Genomic DNA, 21,422 nt, shown 5'->3' with positions numbered 1-21,422 from the left:
AATTTTGGCTGGTGGCGGAGTCAGAGATGTTTTTTATTTAAATATCTGCAAGTAAATTATAATTAACTTTATTAAGTTTGAGCCATTCAGACATAAGGCGACGATGCGGAGGAAATATTAAATGCCAGTTTTTTTGATATTAAAAAAACTGCTGATATAAAAACGACTTAGCCTCGCCATTAATATTTGTGAGGAAGGTCAAATAAAGTTGAGGGTTTTCGTTCAGCCCTTTGCTGGCGTGGCTTGAGGGTGTGTTTCGTTATGAGCTTTCTTATAGTCAAAATGACTTTCTTTACCCTCAAAAAGTCGGAATTGAAATAGGCTATTGAAATGCTTTATAAGAGAATTCTAAACTCAGCGCATCGAATCATTTTATGGCTGGTATTTCCCTTTGTCTGAGTCTGATAATCAAAAAGTGTCTGCGATTGATAGTGTGATTCATCGTGCGCTGATTAAAAAAAAGAAACGTCAAAAGGAATTGGAGCTTGCAAGCAAACCTTCTCTTGAGGAAAGCCTGCGGGCCAGGTTCGATATTCTCGAAACAATGACCAAGCCCGGTCGCGGCACGGTTGTGTACAAGCTGGCCGATAAAGATGATCCCAATAAAGTCATTTGCTGTAAGTCCGTCATCGAGCGTGGAAACGAAGCAGCAGAGAATGCATTACTGAGTGAAGCAACAAAGCTTGAGGTCTGTCAGCACCCGAATGTTGTGAAATTCATTAAGGTTGGCCACGAATTTACCACCCCTTATTTTTTCATGGAGTGGGTCAGTGGCGAGAATCTGGCCCAGAAAGTCAGCCGTCACAATAACGGTGGCTTTCGTGCAGATCACATTGCCTGGCTGATTTATCAACTGGCCGGTGCGCTGGATTATGCCCACACCCAGGGTGTGTGTCATCTGGATATCAAGCCTTCGAATGTGCTGATTGGCGCAGACGATGCTGTTCGTCTGGTTGATTTTGGTGCTGCGCAATATGTCGGTGAAAGTAACGAATATGTCGAGGCCAGTCTGAACTACGCCTCGCCTGATTATGTACGTACCGGAGTCGGACAACCTGAAGATGATGTTTATTCACTGGCTGTGATGGCGTATTGCCTGTTCCTCGGGGTAACTGCCAGTGCAGATATCGGCATGGTTATTCAGGGCCAGAAGCGGCCGGTGGTGATTCCGCCGCATGCATGGAAAGCCATTAAAACCGTGATCACCAAACCCCGTTATCACGGCTATTCGCCGATTCAGTTTGCGCAGGTGCTGGGTCAGATTGATACGGATACACCGCTGTCGAATGCACCGATTTTCAATAACATGCGAAATGCCGACCTGGTTCTGAGTAAGAAAAAGGTCCATGCATTCAGTGCCATTGAGGGCTGGAAGTCGCTGGAAATTACCCTGATTGGCGCCACTTTGGTGTTGGTTGCTTTCCTGGTGCTTCGCAATGTTTTTTCTTTTGCGTTCGATATGAATTCAGGAACGCCGGTTCAGCCAGCCAGTTTCACCTACGACGGCCAGATCTTCCAGCCGGATGATACGTCCTGGTTTACCTACCAGTTTCTGAATGAGTTTACATCTGAGACACCAGAGCTTTCGAAAACGGCGGTCTCTGTGGTTGAAGCCTATGACCGGAAAAAGTCGGAACGTGAAAAACAGCTGTATCAGCACCTGAGTCCGGTGTTTGAGGATGAGCGTCAGGCTGAGACGACACGACGTGAAGAACTGAATGCGGTCAAAAATGAACTGATCACCATTCGGCGTTTGATGCAGGGCGGACAGCCGGGCGACAGTGTGCACATTGAAAAACAGCTCTCCAGTGCTCAGGCAAGGATCAATGCGCTCCTGCAAAACGAAAGTTTATACAGTGAAAATGCAGTCACGCCTGAGGAAGCCCTGAATTTGCTGGAGGTCGGCGATGCGGTGTTTGCCCGGAAAGCGTTTGAATCTGCCTGGCAGAAGGCCACGGCTCAGGCTTACTACTATTCGCACGAAGTCCGTTATGAGACGGTCGTGAAGGTACTGTCGCGCGTTTCTGTCCTGATGGATGAAAGCAAGTTCAAAGATGCCTCCAGCCTGATCGAAAGTGCACAGGAAGTATTCCCGGAAAGCAAGGATATCCGCCGGATGGGTGCCTTACTGTATGCGCGCCGCGGGGAATACATTCTCCAGCAGTCGCTCCACTCAGATTTAGTCGTGGATAAAAGCATTATTCAGCAGGCGTATCAGGACGTGAAGACGTTTGCGCCGGAACGACTGGAGCAGGTGAAAGCACAGCTGAAAGAAGAAATTGCGCAGGGGAGTGAATCCAGATTCAAAGCCGGTGCGCTGAGTATCAATGCCAAAAATGTAACGTCCATTGTTTTACCGGATTGGGAGTGGGAAGCATGAGTGATTTAAATACTCGGCTGGATGCACTGTTGTCTCCAATCAGCGCGGACCAGCCTGTGGGTGAGGATGCCCGCTATGAGCTCTGCTATGAGCTGATGGAAGCTGAAGTGAAGAAGTTCGGCTCATTGTTTGGTGAAACAGTTGACTGGATGGAAGTGGAGAAGCAGGCCGAGATTGTTCTGCTGCAGCACAGTAAAGATCTGAAAGCCATGGCGTATATCGCCCGTGCCTGGGCGGAGCATTATGGCAGTGCTGGCCTGAAAGCCGGTCTGGTCTTGCTGAAATCCGCTCTGGAACAATTCGGGTCTGCTCTTTATCCGTCTCGGGCCAGAGCCCGGGATAGCGCCATTGAATGGCTGGACAAGCAAATCGAGTTGGTCGCGCCAAAACTGAAGAACTCGTCTTACGAGGATCTGGATACGAGTTCGGCGCTGTGTCAGGACATTGGCTTCTCGATGGGCGAGGTATTCGAAGGGTCGGATGTCTCAATGGTGAGTGCCCGGGATGCTTTGGCAACCCAAAGCCGCAGTATGGGCGCTCCGGCAAAACCGGCAGTACAGTCTGCGCCTGCTGCGAAAGAAAAACCGGCAGAGCCTGTGAAGCAAGCTGAAGCGGCGCCGGAACCTGTTGCGCCGCCGTCAAAATCGGCCAGACCGGTATCCAGACCGACAGCGGCACCGAGTGTCTCGCTGAGTGGTGACACCGATAAAAAATCGCTGGAACAGATGGCTGAGCATCTGCTGCACCAGGACCCGGCATTGCCGCTGGCTTATCAGGTTGGCCGGTATCTGACCTGGATGGCCGTGGATGAGTTGCCGCCACATGACGGTGACGGAAAAACACCGCTGCGTCTGCCGGTGAGCCAGGACACCATCAGTGATTATGAGGCGGCGCTGTCAGCCAAAGCTGTGGATGAACATTATCGCCGCCTGGAGAAAAGTCTTCGCAATACGCCGTTCTGGCTGACCGGACACCGTCTGATTTCGGAGATGCTGAAGCAGATGGCGTTTGTTCAGGCAGCCGAGGCTGTCCGTGAAGAGACACGTCGTTTTATCTCCCGCCTGGAAGGCGTGGAATCCCTGTCATTTGATGACGCAACCCCATTTGCCGACGAGGCAACGAAACAATGGCTGGCTGCTGCACCTGCGGGTTCCGGCAGTGCAGTCAGTGAAGGGTTGTCTGAATTACTGGGCGATCTGGACGGCGACAATCTGGAAGGTGCTGAGCTGGGTCAGTTACTGGTTTCAGCCTCTTCTCAACTGGATGCCGCTCAGTCCGGGCGCGCCAGATTTCTCTTACATCTGCAACTGGCCAAATTACTGCACAACAATGGTCTTCACAGTCTGGCGCTGCCACATCTGGAAGTCATCTGGCCAGAAAGAGAACGGGTTCATTTGAGTTACTGGGAACCGCATCTGGATGCAGAACTGGAGCAGTTACTGTCTTCAACACTGACTCAAATTTATTCACGGGAAGAAGCCTTTCCCGGCAAGTACAGAGAATGGCTGAAAGCCGTTCATTAACATATAGCTGCTAAGTAAGGACAAGTTATGTCTAAAGATGGTTCAGTCGCTCCGAAAGAGCGAATTAATATCCGATACGTACCCGCTACCGGCGATGCCCAGGAAGAGGTAGAGCTGCCCCTGAGTATGATGGTCGTGGGTGATTTCACCGGCCGCGACAATGAAACACCGATTGAAGATCGTGATCCGATCAATATCGACAAAGACAACTTCAACGATGTGCTGAGTGCGCATGCACCGAACGTCAAAGTGAATGTAGCTAACCGTCTGAGCGATGAAGAAGGCGCACAACTGGGTGTTGATCTGACCTTCAAAAATATGAAGGACTTCTCTCCGGAAGCGATTGCCCGTCAGGTCCCGGAACTGGGCAGTCTGCTGGAACTTCGTGAAGCACTGGTGGCACTGAAAGGTCCGCTGGGGAACGTACCTGCTTTCCGTAAGCGCATTGCGCAGGTGCTGCAGGATGAAGATTCACGCAATAAACTGCTCAGCGAACTGAGCATCAATACGAACAACGAAGAATAAGCAGGTGCCGAATGACAACTGAAGCAATGACACCGGAACAGGATGCACAACTGGTTGAATCCGGTTCTCTGTTAGACAGCATTTTAAACGAAACCCGTCTGAAGCCATCAGAAGATGGTTTTGATGTGGCGAAACGTGGTGTGGAAGCGTTCATTTCTGAACTGCTGAGCAAAAACATCTCTGACAAAGTTGACCAGTCGCTGGTTGATCTGATGATTGCTGAAATCGATCAGAAACTGTCTGCACAGGTTGATGAAATTCTGCACGCAGAAGAATTGCAGGCGATTGAATCTTCATGGCGTGGCCTGAAGTATCTGGTTGATCAGACGGATTTCCGTGAAAACATCCAGATCGAAGTGATTTCTGCGAAGAAAAATGAAGTGCTTGATGACTTTGATGATGCACCGGAAGTGGTGAAATCGGGTCTGTATAAGCAAATTTATACCCGTGAATACGGTCAGTTCGGTGGTAAACCGGTTGGTGCTGTGATCTGTGATTTCAAGATGACGGCTGCATCACCGGATATCAAGCTGATGGAATACATGGCAAACGTGGGTGCGATGTCTCATGCGCCGTTCATCACGTCGGCGGGTCCTCAGTTCTTCGGTGTCGACAGCTATGAAGAGCTGCCAAACCTGAAAGATCTGAAGTCGGTCTTCGAAGGCCCGCAGTACACTAAGTGGCGTGGTCTGCGTGAACACGAAGATTCCCGTTACCTGGGTCTGTGTACCACGGGCTTCATGCTGCGTTCTCCGTACTCGGTTGCAGATAACCCAATCAAAGCATTTGATTACAACGAGAATGTGTCTGCGAGCCACGACCATTATCTGTGGGGTAACTCGGCGTACGCACTGGCTTCACGTATTTCCGACTCATTCGCGAAATTCCGCTGGTGTCCGAACATCATCGGTCCTCAGAGCGGTGGTACGGTGAACGATCTGCCGGTTCATAACTTTGAGTCCATGGGCCGCATTGAAACCAAGATCCCAACTGAAGTGCTGGTTTCTGACCGTCGTGAATTTGAACTGGCGGAAGAAGGCTTTATTGCCCTGACCATGCGTAAAGGTTCTGACAACGCGGCATTCTTCTCTGCTAACTCGGTTCAGAAGCCGAAGTTCTTCGGAAATTCTCCGGAAGGCAAAGATGCAGAAACCAACTACAAGCTGGGCACTCAGCTGCCGTACATGTTCATCATCAACCGCCTGGCGCACTACCTGAAAGTGCTGCAGCGCGAGCAGATTGGTTCGTGGAAAGAGCGTACCGACCTGGAAATTGAACTGAACAAGTGGATCCGTCAGTACGTGTCTGATCAGGAAAATCCACCAGCAGAAGTTCGTGGCCGCCGTCCGCTGCGTGCTGCAAGAGTTGAAGTTTCCGATGTTGAAGGCGATCCGGGCTGGTACCGTGTTTCTCTGGCGGTTCGTCCGCACTTCAAATACATGGGCGCAAGCTTTGAGCTGTCTCTGGTCGGCAAACTGGATCAGAACTAATTGAAGGCGAGCGGTCGCTGTCAGGTAAGCATCTCGCTTATCCGCCAGCAGGCCGCTCGATATGATTTATGGATAAAGGTTACCGGTTACTGGAACGGATCGAGCTGGGGGAACCCAAAAACAGTTACGATGCTGTGGGCTCGACGCAACACCTGATTGAATCAATTCACAATCACCTTGCAGATTTGCTCAATACCCACACGGGTAATGCCATGATTGCCAACGATTACGGGCTGCCGGACTTTAACGATGTCCTGGCGGACAAATCGAATATTGTCAGAGAAATCAGAAACAGTGTGAAAAGCACGATTGAGAAATATGAACCCCGTTTATCCGCCGTTGTTGTCCGGTATATCCCCCATGTGGACAACCCACTGCAGCTGAATTTTGCTGTCAGCGGTGAAGTGCTGCATAACGATAAGAAAACCATGATGAATATCGACTTATCCGTGGGTGTCGACGGTAAGTTTTCTGTTTAGAGACGACGAACATGACCTATAGCAAGTATTTCCAGGACGAGCTCTCGTTTCTCAAAGAAGCGGGTTCCGAGTTTTCAAAAAGTCACCCGCAATTAACCAAATTTCTCTCAGAAAGCAGTAACGACCCGGATGTTGAACGTCTGCTGGAAGGTTTCGCTTTTCTGAATGGTAAGCTGCGTCAGAAGCTGGATGATGAACTTCCGGAACTGACTCAATCCCTGATCGCTCTGCTTTGGCCGCACTATTTGCGTTCAGTGCCTTCGATGTGTATTGCTCAGTTCAGCCACCATGCGGGGAGTCTGTCGCAAAAGACGACGATTACGCGCGGGCATGAAATGGCCAGCAGGCAAGTGGATGACACGCAATGTGTTTTCCGGACCTGTTACGATGTTGACCTGTTTCCGCTGGAAATTAACTCGGTCACACAGCAAAACACACGATCGAACAGCCACCTGAATGTGACACTGTCGACAGACAGCGGCTCAGAGCTATCACGGATTGGGTTAGACTCCCTGCGTTTCCATATTCACGGGGAGTTGCACGTTTCCCGGATTTTGTATTTGTGGCTGTTCCGGTACCTGGACAGTGTTGATGTGCAGCTGGCGGGTGGCGGAAGTAAACGGCTGCCTGCATCCTGCATCAAGAAAGTGGGTTTTGCAGATGATGAAGCCCTGCTGCCATACGGACCGAATTCATTTTCCGGTTACCGTCTGGTTCAGGAGTATTTCTCAATGCCTGATAAATTCATGTTCTTTGATGTTGAAGGACTGGAATGGCTCAAAGGGGTACCGAATCAGAACACCATGAGTCTGGTGTTTAATTTCTCCCGGTCTCTGCCTTCGGAAGTCACCATTCGCGAGAAGAACCTGCGGTTGTTCTGTACGCCCGTTGCCAACCTGTTCGAGATGGACGCGGACCCGATTCGTCTGGATCACAAGCGAACGGAATACCGGGTCCGGCCTCAGTCCACGAGACAGCAAAATCATGAGGTTTATTCCGTGAATCAGGTACGGGGCTGGAGTCAGGAAAACCGCCGTCAGGTTGATTACCTGCCGTTCGAATCCTTCGAACACCAGCTGGGAATCGACAGCCAGCAGCATTACTACAATGTCAAAGTGGCGGAACATGTTTCCGGCAAAGGGCTGTCTCATTACATTTCCTTCTTTGATCATAACGCCGGAGTGGCGAATCTTGAGACGGAAACTGTGCTCATCAAGCTGACCTGTACCAATGGTAAATTGCCGCAGCGTCTGGCACCGGGTGATATTGCTTTTACCACGCACAAATCAACGAACTATGCGGACTTTAAAAACCTGACAAAACCGACGGTGTCTGTCAGCCCGCAGATTGACAGCAGCCTGCACTGGCAGCTGATTGCCAATATGTCGCTCAATTATTTGTCGTTGATTGATGCTGATGTGCTGAAAATGATGCTGAGTATTTACGATTTCCACTCGCGCAGTGACCGTCAGTCTCAGCGGGCCTCGGCCAACCGGTTAAACGGGATTAAAGCTATCAGCATGAAGCCGGTCGAGCGGATCTTCCGCGGGCTTCCTATTCGCGGGAATTTGATTGAGCTGCAAATGGATTCCTCCATGTTTGCCAATGAAGGGGACATGTATTTGCTGGTGTCGATTCTGAATGAGTTTTTCTCGCTGTATTCCAGTATCAATTCTTTTTCTGAGCTGGAAGTCGTGGATGTCAAAACCGGTGAAATCTACCGATGGAATGGCAATCAGGGTAAGCAGGCAGTGATATGATCGACAAGATTCAACAAGCCAGCCATGAGTTTGCTTTTTTTCAGGCTGTTTATCTGCTTGAAGCGAATGCCAGGAAGCAGGAGCCGGCACAGTTTAAATCGGCCGGTCTGGCGAAAACGCAGTCTGAGGAGTTTCTCCGCTTTCGTATTTCTCCTGAACTTGGATTTCCGCGCGCTGATATCGCGCAGTTTGAAACTGTGCAATGGAGTCACCGTGAGGTGCCCAGCCTGACGGTGAACTTCGGCGGACTGCACGGGACCGGTTCGCCGCTGCCAACCGCATACACGGAGAAGCTGGCCGGCAGAGACGGCGAGGATAATCCGGTCAAAGATTTCTTCGACTTCTTTCATCACCGTTATTTATCGCACCTTTACCGGATATGGAAAAAGTACAGATACCATGTGCGTTACGAATCCGGTGCCGTCGATCCGTTGTCCCGCAATCTGTTTAACCTGGTTGGGATATCCTCTGAACTCAGTGACGAAAGTGACTTTCATTTCGACAGGGCAAAACTGCTGTCTTATATCGGCCAGCTGTCCTCCAGAACCCGGTCACCCAATCTGGTTTCCGGGGTGGTGGCGCACTGCTTTAATCTGAAAAAAGTCAGCATTGAGCAGTGGGTGCCGCGCAGAGTCAAAATTGCGCCCTCACAACTGAACAGTCTGGGGCATGTGAATTGTGTTCTCGGGCGCGATTATCACCTGGGTGACCATCTGATCGATATTACCGGGAAGTTTAACCTGGTGTTTCATGATCTGAGTTTTGAGGAATACTGCCACTTTTTACCCGGCGAGCAGGGGAATATTTTGCTGAAGGAACTGATGCGTTTCGTCTTGCGCGACCCGATGGCCTGGGATTTAAAAATGGAAGTGATGAACGACGATCTGCCTGCCAGCGTGTTGGGTGCGCAGGGGGCGAACCGGCTTGGTCAGGTCAGCTGGCTGGGCAATGTACAGGGTGACAAGCAGACGGTTGTCGTCATTGGCGCTGTCTGAGTATGGATACAGCGACACCCGGCTGCCGGCGTTGAAGGGGCAGTCGGGTGTCGTGGTTTTTCTCGTCAAATCTCGCCAAACGCGAACGTTTGCCGGGATGACACTTACCGGCAGATCGGGCTGTGGAATACGACGGTTGTATGCAGCTCTTTGATACCCGGAATATTCTCGGCTTCATCACACAATTCATTCATGACATGTAATGAAGAAGCTTCCAGCAGCGTAATAATATCGAACCCGCCGCCAACGACACTGATGGTCTTGATTTCAGGGATCTCTCTCAGGCTGTCACACACTTTCTTTTTCCAGCCATTCTTACATTTAATCAGCAGGTAGCAGCTGGTCAGGTTGGCGCTTTTCTGTGTCCCGATTTTCGCCGTATACCCTTCAATGACACCGGATTTCTCCATACGGGAAATGCGTTCAGCCACTGCGGTTCGTGAAAGGCCCACACTGCGGGCCATATTCGCGATAGATTCTCGTCCGTTAATCAGCAGACTCGACAATATCTTCCTATCAATCCGGTCTACGGTGTTGCTGTGTAAAGTACTCATTATCTTTATTCTCGACTTTGATTAACCTAGGCTACCAACTTACTGAATCTGTTCTGGGACAGAGAAGTTGTATAATTCTTGCAGCAGGAATGGGTTATTAGAATTTGACGGTTTGACTTTCACCGTCATATGACGTCCTGAGACAAGAATGTCAGCATTGAATCCACCATCGGATGTTGGCTCGAGTTGTGCCTCGTTCAACAGCCGGAAGATAGACCAAAATCCCTCTTTTGCGATTCTGTGTTGTTCTCCGCTTGATGTAATGTCCTGAATGTTTACGTTCACGAAAAACTCATTACTTGCCGGTGGCCAGGCAAACTGCTTACTTTTTGCCGGACCGTGGTAGTAATCCAGTGACTCACCCCCGAAATCCAGACTCGCACGAATGGCGCTGGAATCCAGATCGATGAAGCGCGAACTGAAATCAATGTTGAACTTGTTCGAGGTCGGGTCAAACAAGACGTTCTTGATCATCGTATAGTTCTTCATCTGGGTGATCATTTCCTGCGACAGTCGCAGGGTTTCACCGTCGACACGCTTCGCCTGCCACAGGTTGGTGTCGTAAAACGGAGAAAGATTATCTTTAATAAAGCCGTCCATTGTGCCCTGTGCGGCAAAGAACTCTTCGAAATCGGTCAGTGAGATCTCTGTTTCTGCCTGCTTGCTGAACGGATACTTATTCTGTCCGACCAGGGCAAATTTGCTGTAAACGTTACTGGTCCACAGTTCCTGAATCCCCAGCTCTGACTCGGTCAGCAGTGTGGCCCAGGCCTGATGAGCAATTTCGTTCAGCCAGCTTTTCACCGGCTCCGGTGTTTTCTGTGCGATTTGTTTCAGGCGGACAATTGGATCCGCATCCGTTTCACGCATCCGGGCTTTCGCTGCCGCCAGAGCTGCCTGCTGCACATTCGGGGCATCCGTAATTTGCTTCAGGTAAGCCCGGAGGTTACTGAGCGAACTGATGACTTGATCCCAGGGGGCCTGAGAATTTTCTGTTTCACTGGTCTGCAGGTTATTGATGACGGCAAAGGTTTTTTCTACCCGGTTCATCAATTCGTAATCCGGCTCAATGGCTTTCTCAGCTGTAGCTTTCAATGCATCAACCGCTTGGTTGAGACGCTGATCTTTCGGCGCAAGTTGTGCCAGTGCAGACGTATCCGGCGAATATTTTGTATTGGTATACAGCAGATTCAGGATCGTACTCAGCGGTGATGCCGGGCCGGACATAATGTCGATGGCATTGGTCATATCGACGATATTGTCGAATTGCTTAAAGCGCAGATCACTGATGGCCGTCCGCCAGATGTTAATGTAGTCATCGGTATATTTACGGCGAACTTTCGCCTGAAATGCTTTCAGTTCTTCTTCCGACGGCTGGGTATTATTCGACAGCCCCAGCACCCAGTTATCGGCAATCAGGTCTTGCGACAGTGATTCAGACAGCGGGCGGTAGAAGGTTGTAAAACCGGTAGCGGTATAAATCTTGTTGATGTTCAGTTCATCCTGGTGATTTTTCTCCATGTCGAAAATTTCACCAAAGTTAAAACCGATTGCTCTTGGAATACTGAGCTGACCAAGGTCTGCATCCCGGCCGCTGTTCAGAATCTGGCTGTAAGCAATATCAACTTTCGACTGAGACAGCAGCTCACGGCGTGTGGTCCGCACCAGATCCCAGTTAATGTTGTGCGACGGGAAATTGGTTTTGAAATAAACTGCCAGATAATCTTTGATGTTGGCGTAACTGCCGTCTGTACCAAAATCATCAGCAACAATTCTGGAGATCGATTTCAGCAAAAAGCTGTAATCACGTTTATCACTTTCGCTCAGCATCAGATACGTCTTCAGCAGGTGCAGTTTCTCCTGATGAGACAGACGGCTCTGTGCCAGTTCCTGACTGATATGCTTTTCAATCAGGGGCATCAGTTGCAGATGAATACTGTCCAGCAGATGGCGATAAGCAATCTGAGTGGTTTTGTCGAGTTTATCGACATTGATATCAATGATTTTCTCATCTAGTAAACGACTGGCATCGACCCAGGCCTGATACAACGGCTGAATCCCGCTGGATGTGAGCGCCAGCTGCCTTTTCAGGTTGGCCTGAGCGTCATCTTCTGTCGGATTTTCTGAAACATCGAGTAGTTGGTTAATGATCGAAATGTTCTGTTGGGTGGTTGTCAGGAAATAGTAACCACTTACACCCAGCAAAGTGACACAGGCAGCCATTGTCATCCGGCTTTTGCGGATCAGTTGTTTGAGATGTCGCTTGTTCTCACCGGCAAAGTTGGCCTCTGGCAGCACCTGTTCATCAATAATAAAACGGGTGAACAGCGGCGATTCCGAAAGCTGGTCATGCTCGGAAGCAATCATCGGGACATTGAAATGGTTGCTGCAGCCTTTGGCCAGCAGGTTGTATTTCCGGCCACCCTGATGACTGGAAGTGAAATAGAGGCCACGGAGATCCACCATATGGAAGCCGTCTTTTTCCAGCCGCACTTTATTCAGCGTGTCCCGGACCAGACCATGGCAGAGCTCGAACTGTTTCGGAAAAGTGACCAGCGCACTGTTGTTGATCAGAGAACGTTCCATGGCGGCACAGTCCAGTGTGCTCTGCTCCATCTTGCTCAGAATGGCATAAAAACCATTGTCGAAGATGTCGTTGATTGTGCCCTTGGCATCTTTCAGAGAAATCGTCAGGTGTTCTAACTGGGCCTTCAGCGGGCTGAGTGAAACGAATTCCTTGAAGCCTTTCAGCTTATCAATTTTCGACAGGAACACATACGCAGGCAGGGCGCTGTAGGTTCTTTCTGTAATATCACTCAGGCGGGTATTGATGATATCCAGAATATATTCACGCTGTGTATCTTCCTGTGTGATCAGAAATTCCAGATCAACCACATACAGACAGCCAGCGAAAGGCTTTCTTGGCTTGATGCTGATGATTTTATCCAGAAATGCTTTCCAGAGCATCTGGTCGGTATTAGATGTGTCCTGATAGATCAAACGGGGGGCAGGCTTGATAAAAATCGCCTGATCAGATTCATACCAGAGGAAATAATCCGTCTGGAGCGTGTTTTTCTGATCAATGGGTTTGATCGCATGCGAACTGGTCAGCAGAGACGTTTTCCCTGATTTTTTATTACCAAGCATCAGGTAGATTGGCTTATGGCTGGACCCTTTCAGCAAAGAAGCAAGCAGACCTTTCAGCGTCTCTTCTTCGGTTTCAATATCGCTGTTTGAACGTGACTTACGTTTTTTGACCTCGTAACCGATCAAAACGATGATCGCCGCTGTACAGACCAGGGCAATCGGACCCCAAGTCAGATAATGACTGAAAGGTAAGTCCATCACGAAATAAGAGAATAAGCCGTACAATACAGAGAGCAGCACAGCAGAGAGTATAATAAATACCCTCGGTGTTTTGAGTGTTTTAATCAAGATATAACCTGCCAGTTTTTGTTATTGGTTTTGTTGTTCAAATTGATTTGATATTTCCATCAGGCGGTATTGGTAAGCGCTGAGCGTTTTTTGCGCTTTGATAATATCCTCACGCTCAATGTGACCTTTCTCCAAATAATCAAGGCGACCAAGAAACGGAAAAAGAGTATTACTAAATTTATAGGCCGCGGTGATGTTGTCGCTTTCGTCGACTAAAGCGGCGTTGGCAATAATCGTTCGTGCACGTTTGAACTGGTCGTTTATGGCCTGATAGTCACTGGCCAGCGCTGTTTTTCCTGCCTGGTACTGAGACACCGCAGTTTTAGCCGCAATGGAATCCGGATAAAGTGAATTCACATGATTCGCCAGTGCTTCCAGCACCTGATGGTTGTAAACACGTTCAGGATAGGCGGTCCAGTCCTGCATCAGTTCACTGGTACGGGTCAGTACTTCTTCCTTCAGGCGGTTTTTGAAGTATGGCTCCGCATGGATCAATTTTGAGGTGATCTTCTCCAACTGCACTGCAGAAGCCGCCGGGATATCTCGCTGATACAGATACTGACGAACAGCAGCAATTGAAAACACAAGACAGCCCAGGATAAATACAGTTGCAAGCCAGTAACACCAGGCGGGAAGTCTGGGTTTGGTTTCAGTTTCTTTCGCTGTATCCTGCGCCGGTGTTGCCTCTTCGGCTGTTTCAGCCAGTGGCTGCGCAGTACCTTTACGCTGGCGGGATTCTTCTTTCTCAGCCAGTTCTTCGAGGTGATCTTTCCACTCGGTGAATTGTTTGCGTACAGGCCCCAGCGATGGTGCCTGCTTGCCCAGCTGGTGTTGCAGTTCCTGTTCCAGACTGAGTGCAAAGCGATGTCCGGCCTCAACCAGCGCCAGGTCTTTCAGGCTGACTTTGATTTTTTTCAGCGCAGTGGGAAGCTGTTCAGCAACCCAGTCAAAAGACTGAACCCGGGCATTGGGTTTGTCGGCACTTGGAAAAGCCGAATGCCAGTACACAATGCTTAGATCGTTCAGCACATTTAAGCCGACGACGGCACCTTTTAAGCCATCGATGCGGCAGGCAGCAACACAATAGTAGCTCGCACACCGAAAGTCTTTGCTGTGTGAGGTTAACAGTGTTTCGGCCGTAGAATAGATCTCCTTCCATGGTGCAGGGGATACAAAACTACTCAGCCGGTTTACATTTCTTTTGAGATCAGAAAACAGATCCAGTGTACGCGGATCTTGGCCAACGGGCGACTGCGCCGATATTGGCCTGAGTGCAATATCAGTGAATTTCATGGTAAATAGCCAACTTCAAAAGTAATAGAAACTGAAAGTTTTACGTTTGGATAGTCCTTTCCAATCGCTTACTTAAAGTTTAATTTATTAGTAGATACTAAATTATAAGGCGGAAAAATTTGTCTTTTTGTTAATACCTTTCGTATTTAAAATTGTTCCATCATTCTGCTACAGGCGTTTTGTCGCTTTATGCAGTCCATTTTAAAATATCGAGGTTCATTTTCACGGAAACCCCTTGAATTGAGAATATTTTAAGCATAACGGGCATACGAAACTAAGTGGATGATTTGTTTACTGGCTTAAGATCACAAAAGATATAACGATAATGGTTTATCTGTTTGTTTTTATTCGTTTTATTTTGTGTTTTCTTTGTTTTTGACATTCCTCTGACAAAGTGAAAAGGCATTTTGTGTCTTAATTAAATCCTTGTTTTTTAAGAGGTAAAATATTATTGTGACTTTTGTTCCATATGTGAGGGCTTATATTTAGTGTTAACAACTTGAGTGTTTTGGGAATAATTTCACATTAATTAAAAACCATAATTTCTTTATCAGTTTTGAATGAGCTCATTTCCGGATGCGAAGTGGGTGTTAAATCGACAACAATCTCAGTCAAAATGAAAATATCCATAGTTAAATTAACTGAATTTCATGACGGCACAATTGAGCCCTTGAATTCATTATTTCATGCGTTTATCTTTCAGATGTTTTTAATTTAGTGAACGCGAACATTATGAATCGTCTTCAACATTCAGTCTGTTTATTCATCGGTTTGATACTTTCTGCTCCGGCTTTATCCAAAGGCGAGCGTTTTGGTGTCACGGCTGCTTATTATGATTTCACTTCAAGTGCCGAAGAGGGCGAGTCAGGTGAAAACCAAAGTATGCGATGGGGGCTTGTGCATACCCGGCCCATTGATGATAACAGCGCACGCTGGCGCTGGTGGTTTGGCCTGAATTATCTCTCCGACAATATTCCTGCACCCCAGAATGGTATCTATCAGGAAGTGGACAATTATGAATTCAGGGTATTGCCTCAGTATGCGTTTCCCGTCACCAGCTGGTTAACGCCTTATATCGGGGCGGGCATCTCACTGGCATACAGTGAGTATTCAGAGCGTTGGTATGTCGATTCCGATGAGTTCAAATATGGCACCCAGTTGCAGGACAATAATGCCTTTGAGGCTGGGTTGTTGCTCAATGCAGGGACCGTCCTGAAAATTGGCAGTAATCCTGATGCACATTTGCAGTTGGTACCTCAGGCAACGCTGATCATTCCCGTCAATAATGGCTTGGGCGGCGTTGAATTTTCCTTATCGTTTCTTTTCTGATTTTTGCTTATGACGCATAAAACGCTCATTCTCACCGTGAACAGCGCCCCTGACGAGTATACAGGGGTCAAAAAAATGGAATTTGACAGTCTTGGGGGCAGCATCGGCCGCAGTGCTCAGTGCTTTTTCCATCTGGAAGATCATAACAAGTATCTGTCTGGTACTCATGCGCTCATTACCAGCTATAACGGTGAGTTCTACCTGAATGACATCAGTACCAACGGGACTTTCATTAATGACAAGCGAGCCCTGAAAAATCAGCCTTCTGCGTTGCAGGAAGGGGACACGGTGTCATTGGGGCGTTATGAGCTGACGGTCAGCTTCGAGAATGAAATCCAGCATATCAATCTGGCAGAAGACATTATGCCGGAGATGAAAAGCAGCGACCCCGTTGAATCACTGAATGTCGTCTTGCCGCCCAAAGCCGAAGAGTTTGCTGAAGGGACCGTAGAAGAGCTCTTTTTTCCGCCGGATGAAAAGGCTGACACCACCGAGCCCTTGTACCATCTTCAGGAAGAAGAAGATGAAGCGGAAGCGCTGATTGAAGATGAGATCCCTAAACCTGAAGTGGATTACACACCACCGCACCGGCAGATGCTGGATGACAGTGAAAGTATTCATTCCGAAATGGACGTGCCGAACCTGATTCCGGAAGACTGGAATTTTGGTGGTGAACCGGTAGTGTCCGTGCCGAAACCGGTTCAGAGACCGGTACAGCGACCAGCACCACCTCAGCCTGAAATGCGTGCCGAGCGCATCCCGTCCCATCCGCCGAAACCTGAAAAACCAGCCCCGATTGCTGAGCCGGCTGCCCTGGGTTTACTGGCTCACACTGAAATGTCGCCCCTCTCTGGCAGGCAGGCTGAATCTGCTTTTCTGGACGGGTTGGGGATGTCGCCGGAGCAAAGACAGCTTTGCGATGAAAACTGGTACCGGCAGATGGGATTATGTTTGCGGGGCTGTCTGGATGCGATGACATCCGAGCTGCGCCAGTCACTGGCACTGGCTGGTGAGGCCGATGAGTCTCAGGCCCATTTGCTGGACAGCATGCTGTCGCTTTATCAGCAGTCCATTCTTGAACCGGTTGAACTTGTTGAGCATATCCATGAAGAGCTGGACACGCATCGGGCTCGTCTGAACCAAGCCAGAAAATCGCTGTTCATGCAGCAACTGACGTCACTCTCCCCTGCAGCTTTCGAAGCAGAACAACAGGAAAAAGGCGGCGGCTGGCTGAAGAAGCAGCGTCTCTGGAGTGCGTATCAGGACCATTTTGCACAGCAGCAGTCGGATATGCAGTCTGAAACGCAAGAAAGCGCTGATGCGAATCTGGCAACCAAGTACAGGGAATTATTACAGGGGCAAAATGCGTAATTTATTGTTGGGTTTAATGGTTGCACTGTCTTTGTCTGGTTGTGCAGTGTGGGAACAGTTTAAAGATACTGCCGGATTGATTCCGGAAACGGCTGAAATTGAAGTGCACATCACAACGGACAAGAGTCTGAATGTCCGGCCGAACGGATCATCGTCACCGGCAATCTTGCGGATTTATGAACTGTCTTCGCCAGTGCTGTTTCGCAGCCTGGATTTCTTTTCGCTGTTTGAGAATGACAAATCTGCGCTGGGTGATGAGTACATCAAACGCTACGAATACCAGTTAGAGCCGGGACAGGAACTGACCGAATTTCTGAAACTTCAGCCGGAAACGCGTGCGGTCGGATTTGCGGTCGCATTCCGGGATATCAACGGCACCAGCTGGCGCACCATTCACACGATAGAAGAGCGTAAAAGCTATTTTCTGGACGTGAATCTGGTGAATAACGTGTTGTCGGTAGAACGCACGAAAGGTGTAGAACAGATTTATTTCTAAGGAAGTTATTATGTCATTGTATAACCCTGTGGTCTGGCAAGACGGCATGTTTATGAAACCGCAGCACTTCCAGCAACTGGACCGGTTTCATTCCCAGCAGATGAGTTTGTGTACGGCGTTGAGTTCACCGCTGAGCTGGGGCATCAGCCGGCTGGAGATCAACCACGAATTGCTGAAAATGGGCAAAATTGGTGTAACGGTTGCAGAGGGGATTCTGCAGGACCGTACGCCGTTTGCGTTACCGGCGGAAGCGCCTGCTCCGTCAATGCTTGAAGTGGACTCGTCGACTGTCGATAAAGTTGTGTATCTGTGCTGCCCGCTGCCTTCTGAACAGGGCGAACTCTATACCAATGCCGGGGATGGTGCACGTTATTGCCTTCAGGAACAGCAGGTCGTGGACTGCCTGTATGACAGTGAAGACACCACTACGATTCACGTCGGCAGTCTGAATTTCCGTCTGATGCTGGAGAGCGACGATCGCTCGGCATACACGTCAATTGCAATCCTGAAAATCTCTGAAGTGAAAAGTGACGGGACAGTCGTTCTGGATGATAAGTTTATCCCGACTTGTCTGGATATCCGCGCCTCAGCAGTACTGACTAAATTTGTGACTGAATTTGCATCACTGCTGAAGCACCGGGCTGAATCCATTGTGGCACGCCTGGGTGTGGTTGATCAGCAGGGCGTTTCTTCTGTTGCTGACTTTATGTTGCTGCAGGCGGTGAATAAATTAGAGCCGCTGTTCTGGCATATCGGCAGTCTGGAAGGTGTTCATCCTGAAGCGCTGTATCGTGTATTGCTGCAGGCAGAAGGTGATCTGGCAACACTGTGCTCATCCTCACGTCGTCCTGAAGCCTATCTGCCTTATAACCACGGTGATCTGACCGAATGTATGTGGTCGCTGATCAGCCGGAACCGCAGCAGCCTGACCGTCATGTCTGAGCAGCGTGCCATTCCGCTGGTGCTGAAAGAGCAGGGCTATGGTGTTCGGGTGGCCAATATCGCCGATCGCGACATCATTGAAACCACCACCTTCATTCTGGCCGTGAAGGCAGATGTCACGCTGGATGTCCTGCATACACGCTTTGTTTCTCAGGTGAAAGTGGGCAGCCTGGAAAATATCCGTGATCTGGTGAACTTCCAGTTGCCGGGCATTGCAATTAAGCCAATGCCGGTTGTGCCGCGACAGTTGCCTTATCATGCCGGCTTTACTTACTTCGAACTGGACAAGGCATCTGAAGAATGGAAAGCGCTGTCTTCTTCTTCAGGTATTGCGATGCATGTTTCGGGAGACTTCCCGAATCTGGAACTGCAGTTGTGGGCGGTTAGATTATGAGTCCGGCAGACGATGATGTAACGGTCGTATTATTTCAGTCGGAGCCGGGCAAACCGATGGAGGTCATGCCCGCTCCGGAAGTTCCGCGAAATATTGCAGTGAAACAGCTGGAAATCAAGAAACTTGGTATTAACCAGCTGGTGGATGAATTCACCTGGGTGCTGGCTTGCCTGACCTGCATCCCATCGATTCCCTGGCTGGATGACCCGACAGCTTTGCGGGAGCAAATCAGCCGTGAAATTCAGGACGCGGAAAAACGCCTCCTGCTGGCGAACACGGATCGCGCTTCATTGCTGGTGATGCGCTACTGCGTGTGCTCGGCTGTGGATGAGGCCGTATACAGTCAGGAGTGGGGCGAGAAAAGTAACTGGAGCACGCACAGCCTGCTGGCTGAATTTCATAATGAAACGTCGGGCGGCGATAAGTTTTACACCATCCTGGACAGACTGCGTCAGGATCCGAAACGTTACCGGCATCTGATAGAGTTTTTGTATTTTCTGCTGCAGGTTGGTTTTAAAGGCAAGTTTGGTCGTGTCGAACGAGGCAATGAAAAAATTGCCGATATTGCTGATACGGTTTACCGGCTGATTAAAGAAGATCGACTGGTTGATCAGGAAAAGCTGCAGTTAGTGAATATGAAGGCGGCCTCCATCAGCCGACCGCTACGGCGAGTGATTCCCCCCAAACTGATTGTCGGGCTGACCGTCACTTTACTGGCAGCGATGTATGCCGCAACGTACTGGGTGATTGACTTTAAGTTTAATCAAATCCTGAGTTAAACCGATTCATTGATGTTCAGAAGACTGTTTGCTGAAGCGCGACTTGTTCGCGCTTTTTGTTTTTATAAATAATTGATTTTGTTCATTTTATTTGAGCTTTGGTCGCATCTGACCATGGTCTGATCTTCTAAAGAATCTTGAAACATGGAAAGCAAAATGATCGAACATGTACACACGAAAAAGTCCGTCGCCAAAATCGTTGGGGGTGTTCTCTGTCTGGCTGTCATTGCGGGCATGGTTAATAGTTCCATTTTAATGACGGATGCGGGCTATACCTATGTTCATCAGAACAACCTGACGGGTGAGCTGGATGTTTTTACCACCCCGGGTATTCATTTCAGAACGCCGTTTCTTTCTAAAATCACCATGTATGATCAGGTCATTACGGTCTCATATGGTAATAATCTAGGTGAAGATTCCCGGCAGAGCTTACCTCCGGTACGTGCAAGTTTTGCGGACACCTATGTCGGAATGATTCCTGTGACATTCAGGTTCAAACTGTCGCAGAATCCAGAAGCGATCAAGAAAATGCACCGTGAATTCAGAAACAACACCAATCTGATTGATGCACTGCTGGTCAAAAACGCAAGAAACGTGACCGTGATTACGGCGACACAGTACACGGGCGAGGAATTTTTTCAGGGCGGTCTGAACCAGTTTAAAACGCAACTGGATGATCAGCTCAGAAACGGCATTTATATGACGGAACGACGCAAAGTCGAAGTTGAAGAGACTGATCTGGCACCGGTAGGTGCGAGTCAGAGTAATGCAAATCAGCTCCAGCGCACAAAACAACTGGTCTGGAAAACGATCCCGGTTCTGGATGAGAAAGGCGTTCCGCGTCGTCAGGAAAACCCGCTGCAGCAATATGGGATTGCGGTTACGCAAATCACGATTGGAGATCCGAAACCGGAAGAGCAGTTAGAGAAACTTCTGGCGGATAAAAAGCGTCTGGTGGCGGAGCGCATTCGTGCCATTCAGGAGCAGGAAACCTCCAAAGCGCTGTCTGATACAGAGCAGCTGAAAAAAGAGATTCAGCGGACACGCGCAGTTCAGGATGCCGTGCGTAACAAAGAGTTAGTGACAATTTCTCAGCAGAAAGAACTGGAAATTGCGAAGGGGGCCGCTGACCGGAAAATTCTGGATGTTCAGAAGAAAAAGGAATTAGCCGAAGTCGAAAAACAGAAAGAACTGGCGATCGCGAAAGCGAATCTGGAAATTCAAAAAGCCAATGCTCTTGCGGCAGAGTATGAAGCGAAAGCAATCCTTGCAAAAGGCCGTGCAGAAGCTGAAGTCTTGCAGGCGAAGTATGATGCACTGGGCGCCAATAAAGCTGTTTATCTGGCGGAATTGAACAGGGACGTATCGACCGCTCTGTATCAAAACCTGAAGAACTATAAAATTGAAATGCCAAAAAACTACTTTGGCGGGAATGACAGCGGTAAGCTGACGACCAATCTGGATATCATCACCGGACTGGGTGCGCTGGGTATTTTAGATAAATCTGAACAATATGCGGACGGTGAAAGGAAAGAGAAGAAAAAACCTTGATGGTTTGAATCACAACTTTAACTTTCGCTAAAATTCAGGGCACGACGAACAGGGTTCATTTCTGTTTAGTCGTGCTTTTTTATTTTCAGCCAAAGAACCATCCTTGTTTTTGTGAATCAATATCAC

Annotated in this window: 16 protein-coding genes; 13 read left to right on the top strand and 3 right to left on the bottom strand. The window is 48.9% G+C overall.

Annotated features, from left to right (window positions below):
• The first annotated feature begins 391 nt into the window (after positions 1-391).
• The 7 genes from ACYP03_RS05275 to tssG all read left to right on the top strand — a co-directional run bounded on the left by ACYP03_RS05275 (position 392) and on the right by tssG (position 9,152).
• Entirely contained in the window at positions 392-2,380 is a 1,989-nt protein-coding gene (locus tag ACYP03_RS05275) for a serine/threonine protein kinase (RefSeq protein WP_248142733.1), read from the top strand.
• The gene (tssA, locus tag ACYP03_RS05270; protein WP_459778747.1) at positions 2,377-3,903 is read left to right on the top strand and encodes a type VI secretion system protein TssA; all 1,527 of its coding nucleotides are present in this window, start codon (positions 2,377-2,379) and stop codon (positions 3,901-3,903) included. The genes ACYP03_RS05275 and tssA overlap by 4 nt, the downstream gene beginning before the upstream one ends.
• 27 nt (positions 3,904-3,930) lie before the next feature.
• Positions 3,931-4,428 carry a type VI secretion system contractile sheath small subunit gene (tssB, locus tag ACYP03_RS05265; protein WP_248142731.1) on the top strand — a complete coding sequence of 166 codons (498 nt, stop codon included), beginning with the start codon at positions 3,931-3,933 and terminating at the stop codon, positions 4,426-4,428.
• An 11-nt stretch (positions 4,429-4,439) separates the two neighbouring features.
• Entirely contained in the window at positions 4,440-5,918 is a 1,479-nt protein-coding gene (tssC, locus tag ACYP03_RS05260; RefSeq protein WP_248142730.1) for a type VI secretion system contractile sheath large subunit, read from the top strand.
• A 68-nt stretch (positions 5,919-5,986) separates the two neighbouring features.
• Positions 5,987-6,397: a type VI secretion system baseplate subunit TssE gene (gene tssE, locus ACYP03_RS05255; RefSeq protein ID WP_248142729.1), complete on the top strand. Its 411-nt coding sequence runs from the start codon at positions 5,987-5,989 to the stop codon at positions 6,395-6,397.
• 11 nt (positions 6,398-6,408) lie between these two features.
• Positions 6,409-8,157 carry a type VI secretion system baseplate subunit TssF gene (tssF, locus tag ACYP03_RS05250; RefSeq protein ID WP_248142728.1) on the top strand — a complete coding sequence of 583 codons (1,749 nt, stop codon included), beginning with the start codon at positions 6,409-6,411 and terminating at the stop codon, positions 8,155-8,157.
• A complete protein-coding gene (tssG, locus tag ACYP03_RS05245; protein ID WP_330961085.1) occupies positions 8,154-9,152 on the top strand; it encodes a type VI secretion system baseplate subunit TssG in 999 nt (332 codons plus the stop codon). The genes tssF and tssG overlap by 4 nt, the downstream gene beginning before the upstream one ends.
• Positions 9,153-9,256: 104 nt before the next feature.
• Here the strand turns inward: tssG and ACYP03_RS05240 are convergent, their stop codons facing one another.
• From ACYP03_RS05240 to ACYP03_RS05230, 3 genes are read right to left on the bottom strand one after another with little or no spacing between them, the layout of a single operon-like run.
• Positions 9,257-9,709 carry an Lrp/AsnC family transcriptional regulator gene (locus ACYP03_RS05240; RefSeq protein ID WP_371929434.1) on the bottom strand — a complete coding sequence of 151 codons (453 nt, stop codon included), beginning with the start codon at positions 9,707-9,709 and terminating at the stop codon, positions 9,257-9,259.
• A gap of 36 nt (positions 9,710-9,745) precedes the next feature.
• Complete coding sequence (gene tssM / locus ACYP03_RS05235) at positions 9,746-13,141, bottom strand: type VI secretion system membrane subunit TssM (RefSeq protein WP_330961086.1); 3,396 nt, start codon at positions 13,139-13,141, stop codon at positions 9,746-9,748.
• A gap of 21 nt (positions 13,142-13,162) precedes the next feature.
• Positions 13,163-14,434, bottom strand: a complete 1,272-nt coding sequence (locus tag ACYP03_RS05230; RefSeq protein ID WP_248142724.1) for a type VI secretion system ImpA family N-terminal domain-containing protein — start codon at positions 14,432-14,434, stop codon at positions 13,163-13,165.
• A 732-nt stretch (positions 14,435-15,166) separates the two neighbouring features.
• On the opposite strand from ACYP03_RS05230, the gene ACYP03_RS05225 reads away from it, so the two are divergent.
• The 6 genes from ACYP03_RS05225 (at position 15,167) to ACYP03_RS05200 (ending at position 21,296) form a co-directional block, all read left to right on the top strand.
• The gene (locus ACYP03_RS05225; RefSeq protein WP_248142723.1) at positions 15,167-15,763 is read left to right on the top strand and encodes a porin family protein; all 597 of its coding nucleotides are present in this window, start codon (positions 15,167-15,169) and stop codon (positions 15,761-15,763) included.
• A gap of 9 nt (positions 15,764-15,772) precedes the next feature.
• Positions 15,773-17,134 carry a type VI secretion system-associated FHA domain protein TagH gene (gene tagH / locus ACYP03_RS05220; protein ID WP_459778746.1) on the top strand — a complete coding sequence of 454 codons (1,362 nt, stop codon included), beginning with the start codon at positions 15,773-15,775 and terminating at the stop codon, positions 17,132-17,134.
• Positions 17,127-17,630: a type VI secretion system lipoprotein TssJ gene (tssJ, locus tag ACYP03_RS05215; RefSeq protein WP_248142721.1), complete on the top strand. Its 504-nt coding sequence runs from the start codon at positions 17,127-17,129 to the stop codon at positions 17,628-17,630. The genes tagH and tssJ overlap by 8 nt, the downstream gene beginning before the upstream one ends.
• Before the next feature lie 10 nt (positions 17,631-17,640).
• The gene (tssK, locus tag ACYP03_RS05210; protein WP_459778745.1) at positions 17,641-18,966 is read left to right on the top strand and encodes a type VI secretion system baseplate subunit TssK; all 1,326 of its coding nucleotides are present in this window, start codon (positions 17,641-17,643) and stop codon (positions 18,964-18,966) included.
• A complete protein-coding gene (gene icmH / locus ACYP03_RS05205; RefSeq protein WP_248142719.1) occupies positions 18,963-19,745 on the top strand; it encodes a type IVB secretion system protein IcmH/DotU in 783 nt (260 codons plus the stop codon). Before tssK ends, icmH begins: the two co-directional genes overlap by 4 nt.
• 156 nt (positions 19,746-19,901) lie before the next feature.
• Complete coding sequence (locus tag ACYP03_RS05200; RefSeq protein ID WP_248142718.1) at positions 19,902-21,296, top strand: SPFH domain-containing protein; 1,395 nt, start codon at positions 19,902-19,904, stop codon at positions 21,294-21,296.
• Positions 21,297-21,422: the final 126 nt, after the last annotated feature.

The organism is Photobacterium sp. R1, assembly GCF_054600795.1.
The sequence above is the reverse complement of the archived record's forward strand: the minus strand, read 5'-3'. Positions and strand labels throughout refer to the sequence as shown.

What these genes read in the sequence shown, in the direction of transcription:
- tssA (WP_459778747.1), top strand. Translation starts at nt 2,377, where the DNA reads ATGAGTGATTTAAATACTCGGCTGGATGCACTGTTGTCTCCAATCAGC.
- tssB (WP_248142731.1), top strand. Translation starts at nt 3,931, where the DNA reads ATGTCTAAAGATGGTTCAGTCGCTCCGAAAGAGCGAATTAATATCCGA.
- tssC (WP_248142730.1), top strand. Translation starts at nt 4,440, where the DNA reads ATGACAACTGAAGCAATGACACCGGAACAGGATGCACAACTGGTTGAA.
- tssE (WP_248142729.1), top strand. Translation starts at nt 5,987, where the DNA reads ATGGATAAAGGTTACCGGTTACTGGAACGGATCGAGCTGGGGGAACCC.
- tssF (WP_248142728.1), top strand. Translation starts at nt 6,409, where the DNA reads ATGACCTATAGCAAGTATTTCCAGGACGAGCTCTCGTTTCTCAAAGAA.
- tssG (WP_330961085.1), top strand. Translation starts at nt 8,154, where the DNA reads ATGATCGACAAGATTCAACAAGCCAGCCATGAGTTTGCTTTTTTTCAG.
- ACYP03_RS05230 (WP_248142724.1), bottom strand. Translation starts at nt 14,434, where the DNA reads ATGAAATTCACTGATATTGCACTCAGGCCAATATCGGCGCAGTCGCCC.
- ACYP03_RS05225 (WP_248142723.1), top strand. Translation starts at nt 15,167, where the DNA reads ATGAATCGTCTTCAACATTCAGTCTGTTTATTCATCGGTTTGATACTT.
- tagH (WP_459778746.1), top strand. Translation starts at nt 15,773, where the DNA reads ATGACGCATAAAACGCTCATTCTCACCGTGAACAGCGCCCCTGACGAG.
- tssJ (WP_248142721.1), top strand. Translation starts at nt 17,127, where the DNA reads ATGCGTAATTTATTGTTGGGTTTAATGGTTGCACTGTCTTTGTCTGGT.
- tssK (WP_459778745.1), top strand. Translation starts at nt 17,641, where the DNA reads ATGTCATTGTATAACCCTGTGGTCTGGCAAGACGGCATGTTTATGAAA.
- icmH (WP_248142719.1), top strand. Translation starts at nt 18,963, where the DNA reads ATGAGTCCGGCAGACGATGATGTAACGGTCGTATTATTTCAGTCGGAG.
- ACYP03_RS05200 (WP_248142718.1), top strand. Translation starts at nt 19,902, where the DNA reads ATGATCGAACATGTACACACGAAAAAGTCCGTCGCCAAAATCGTTGGG.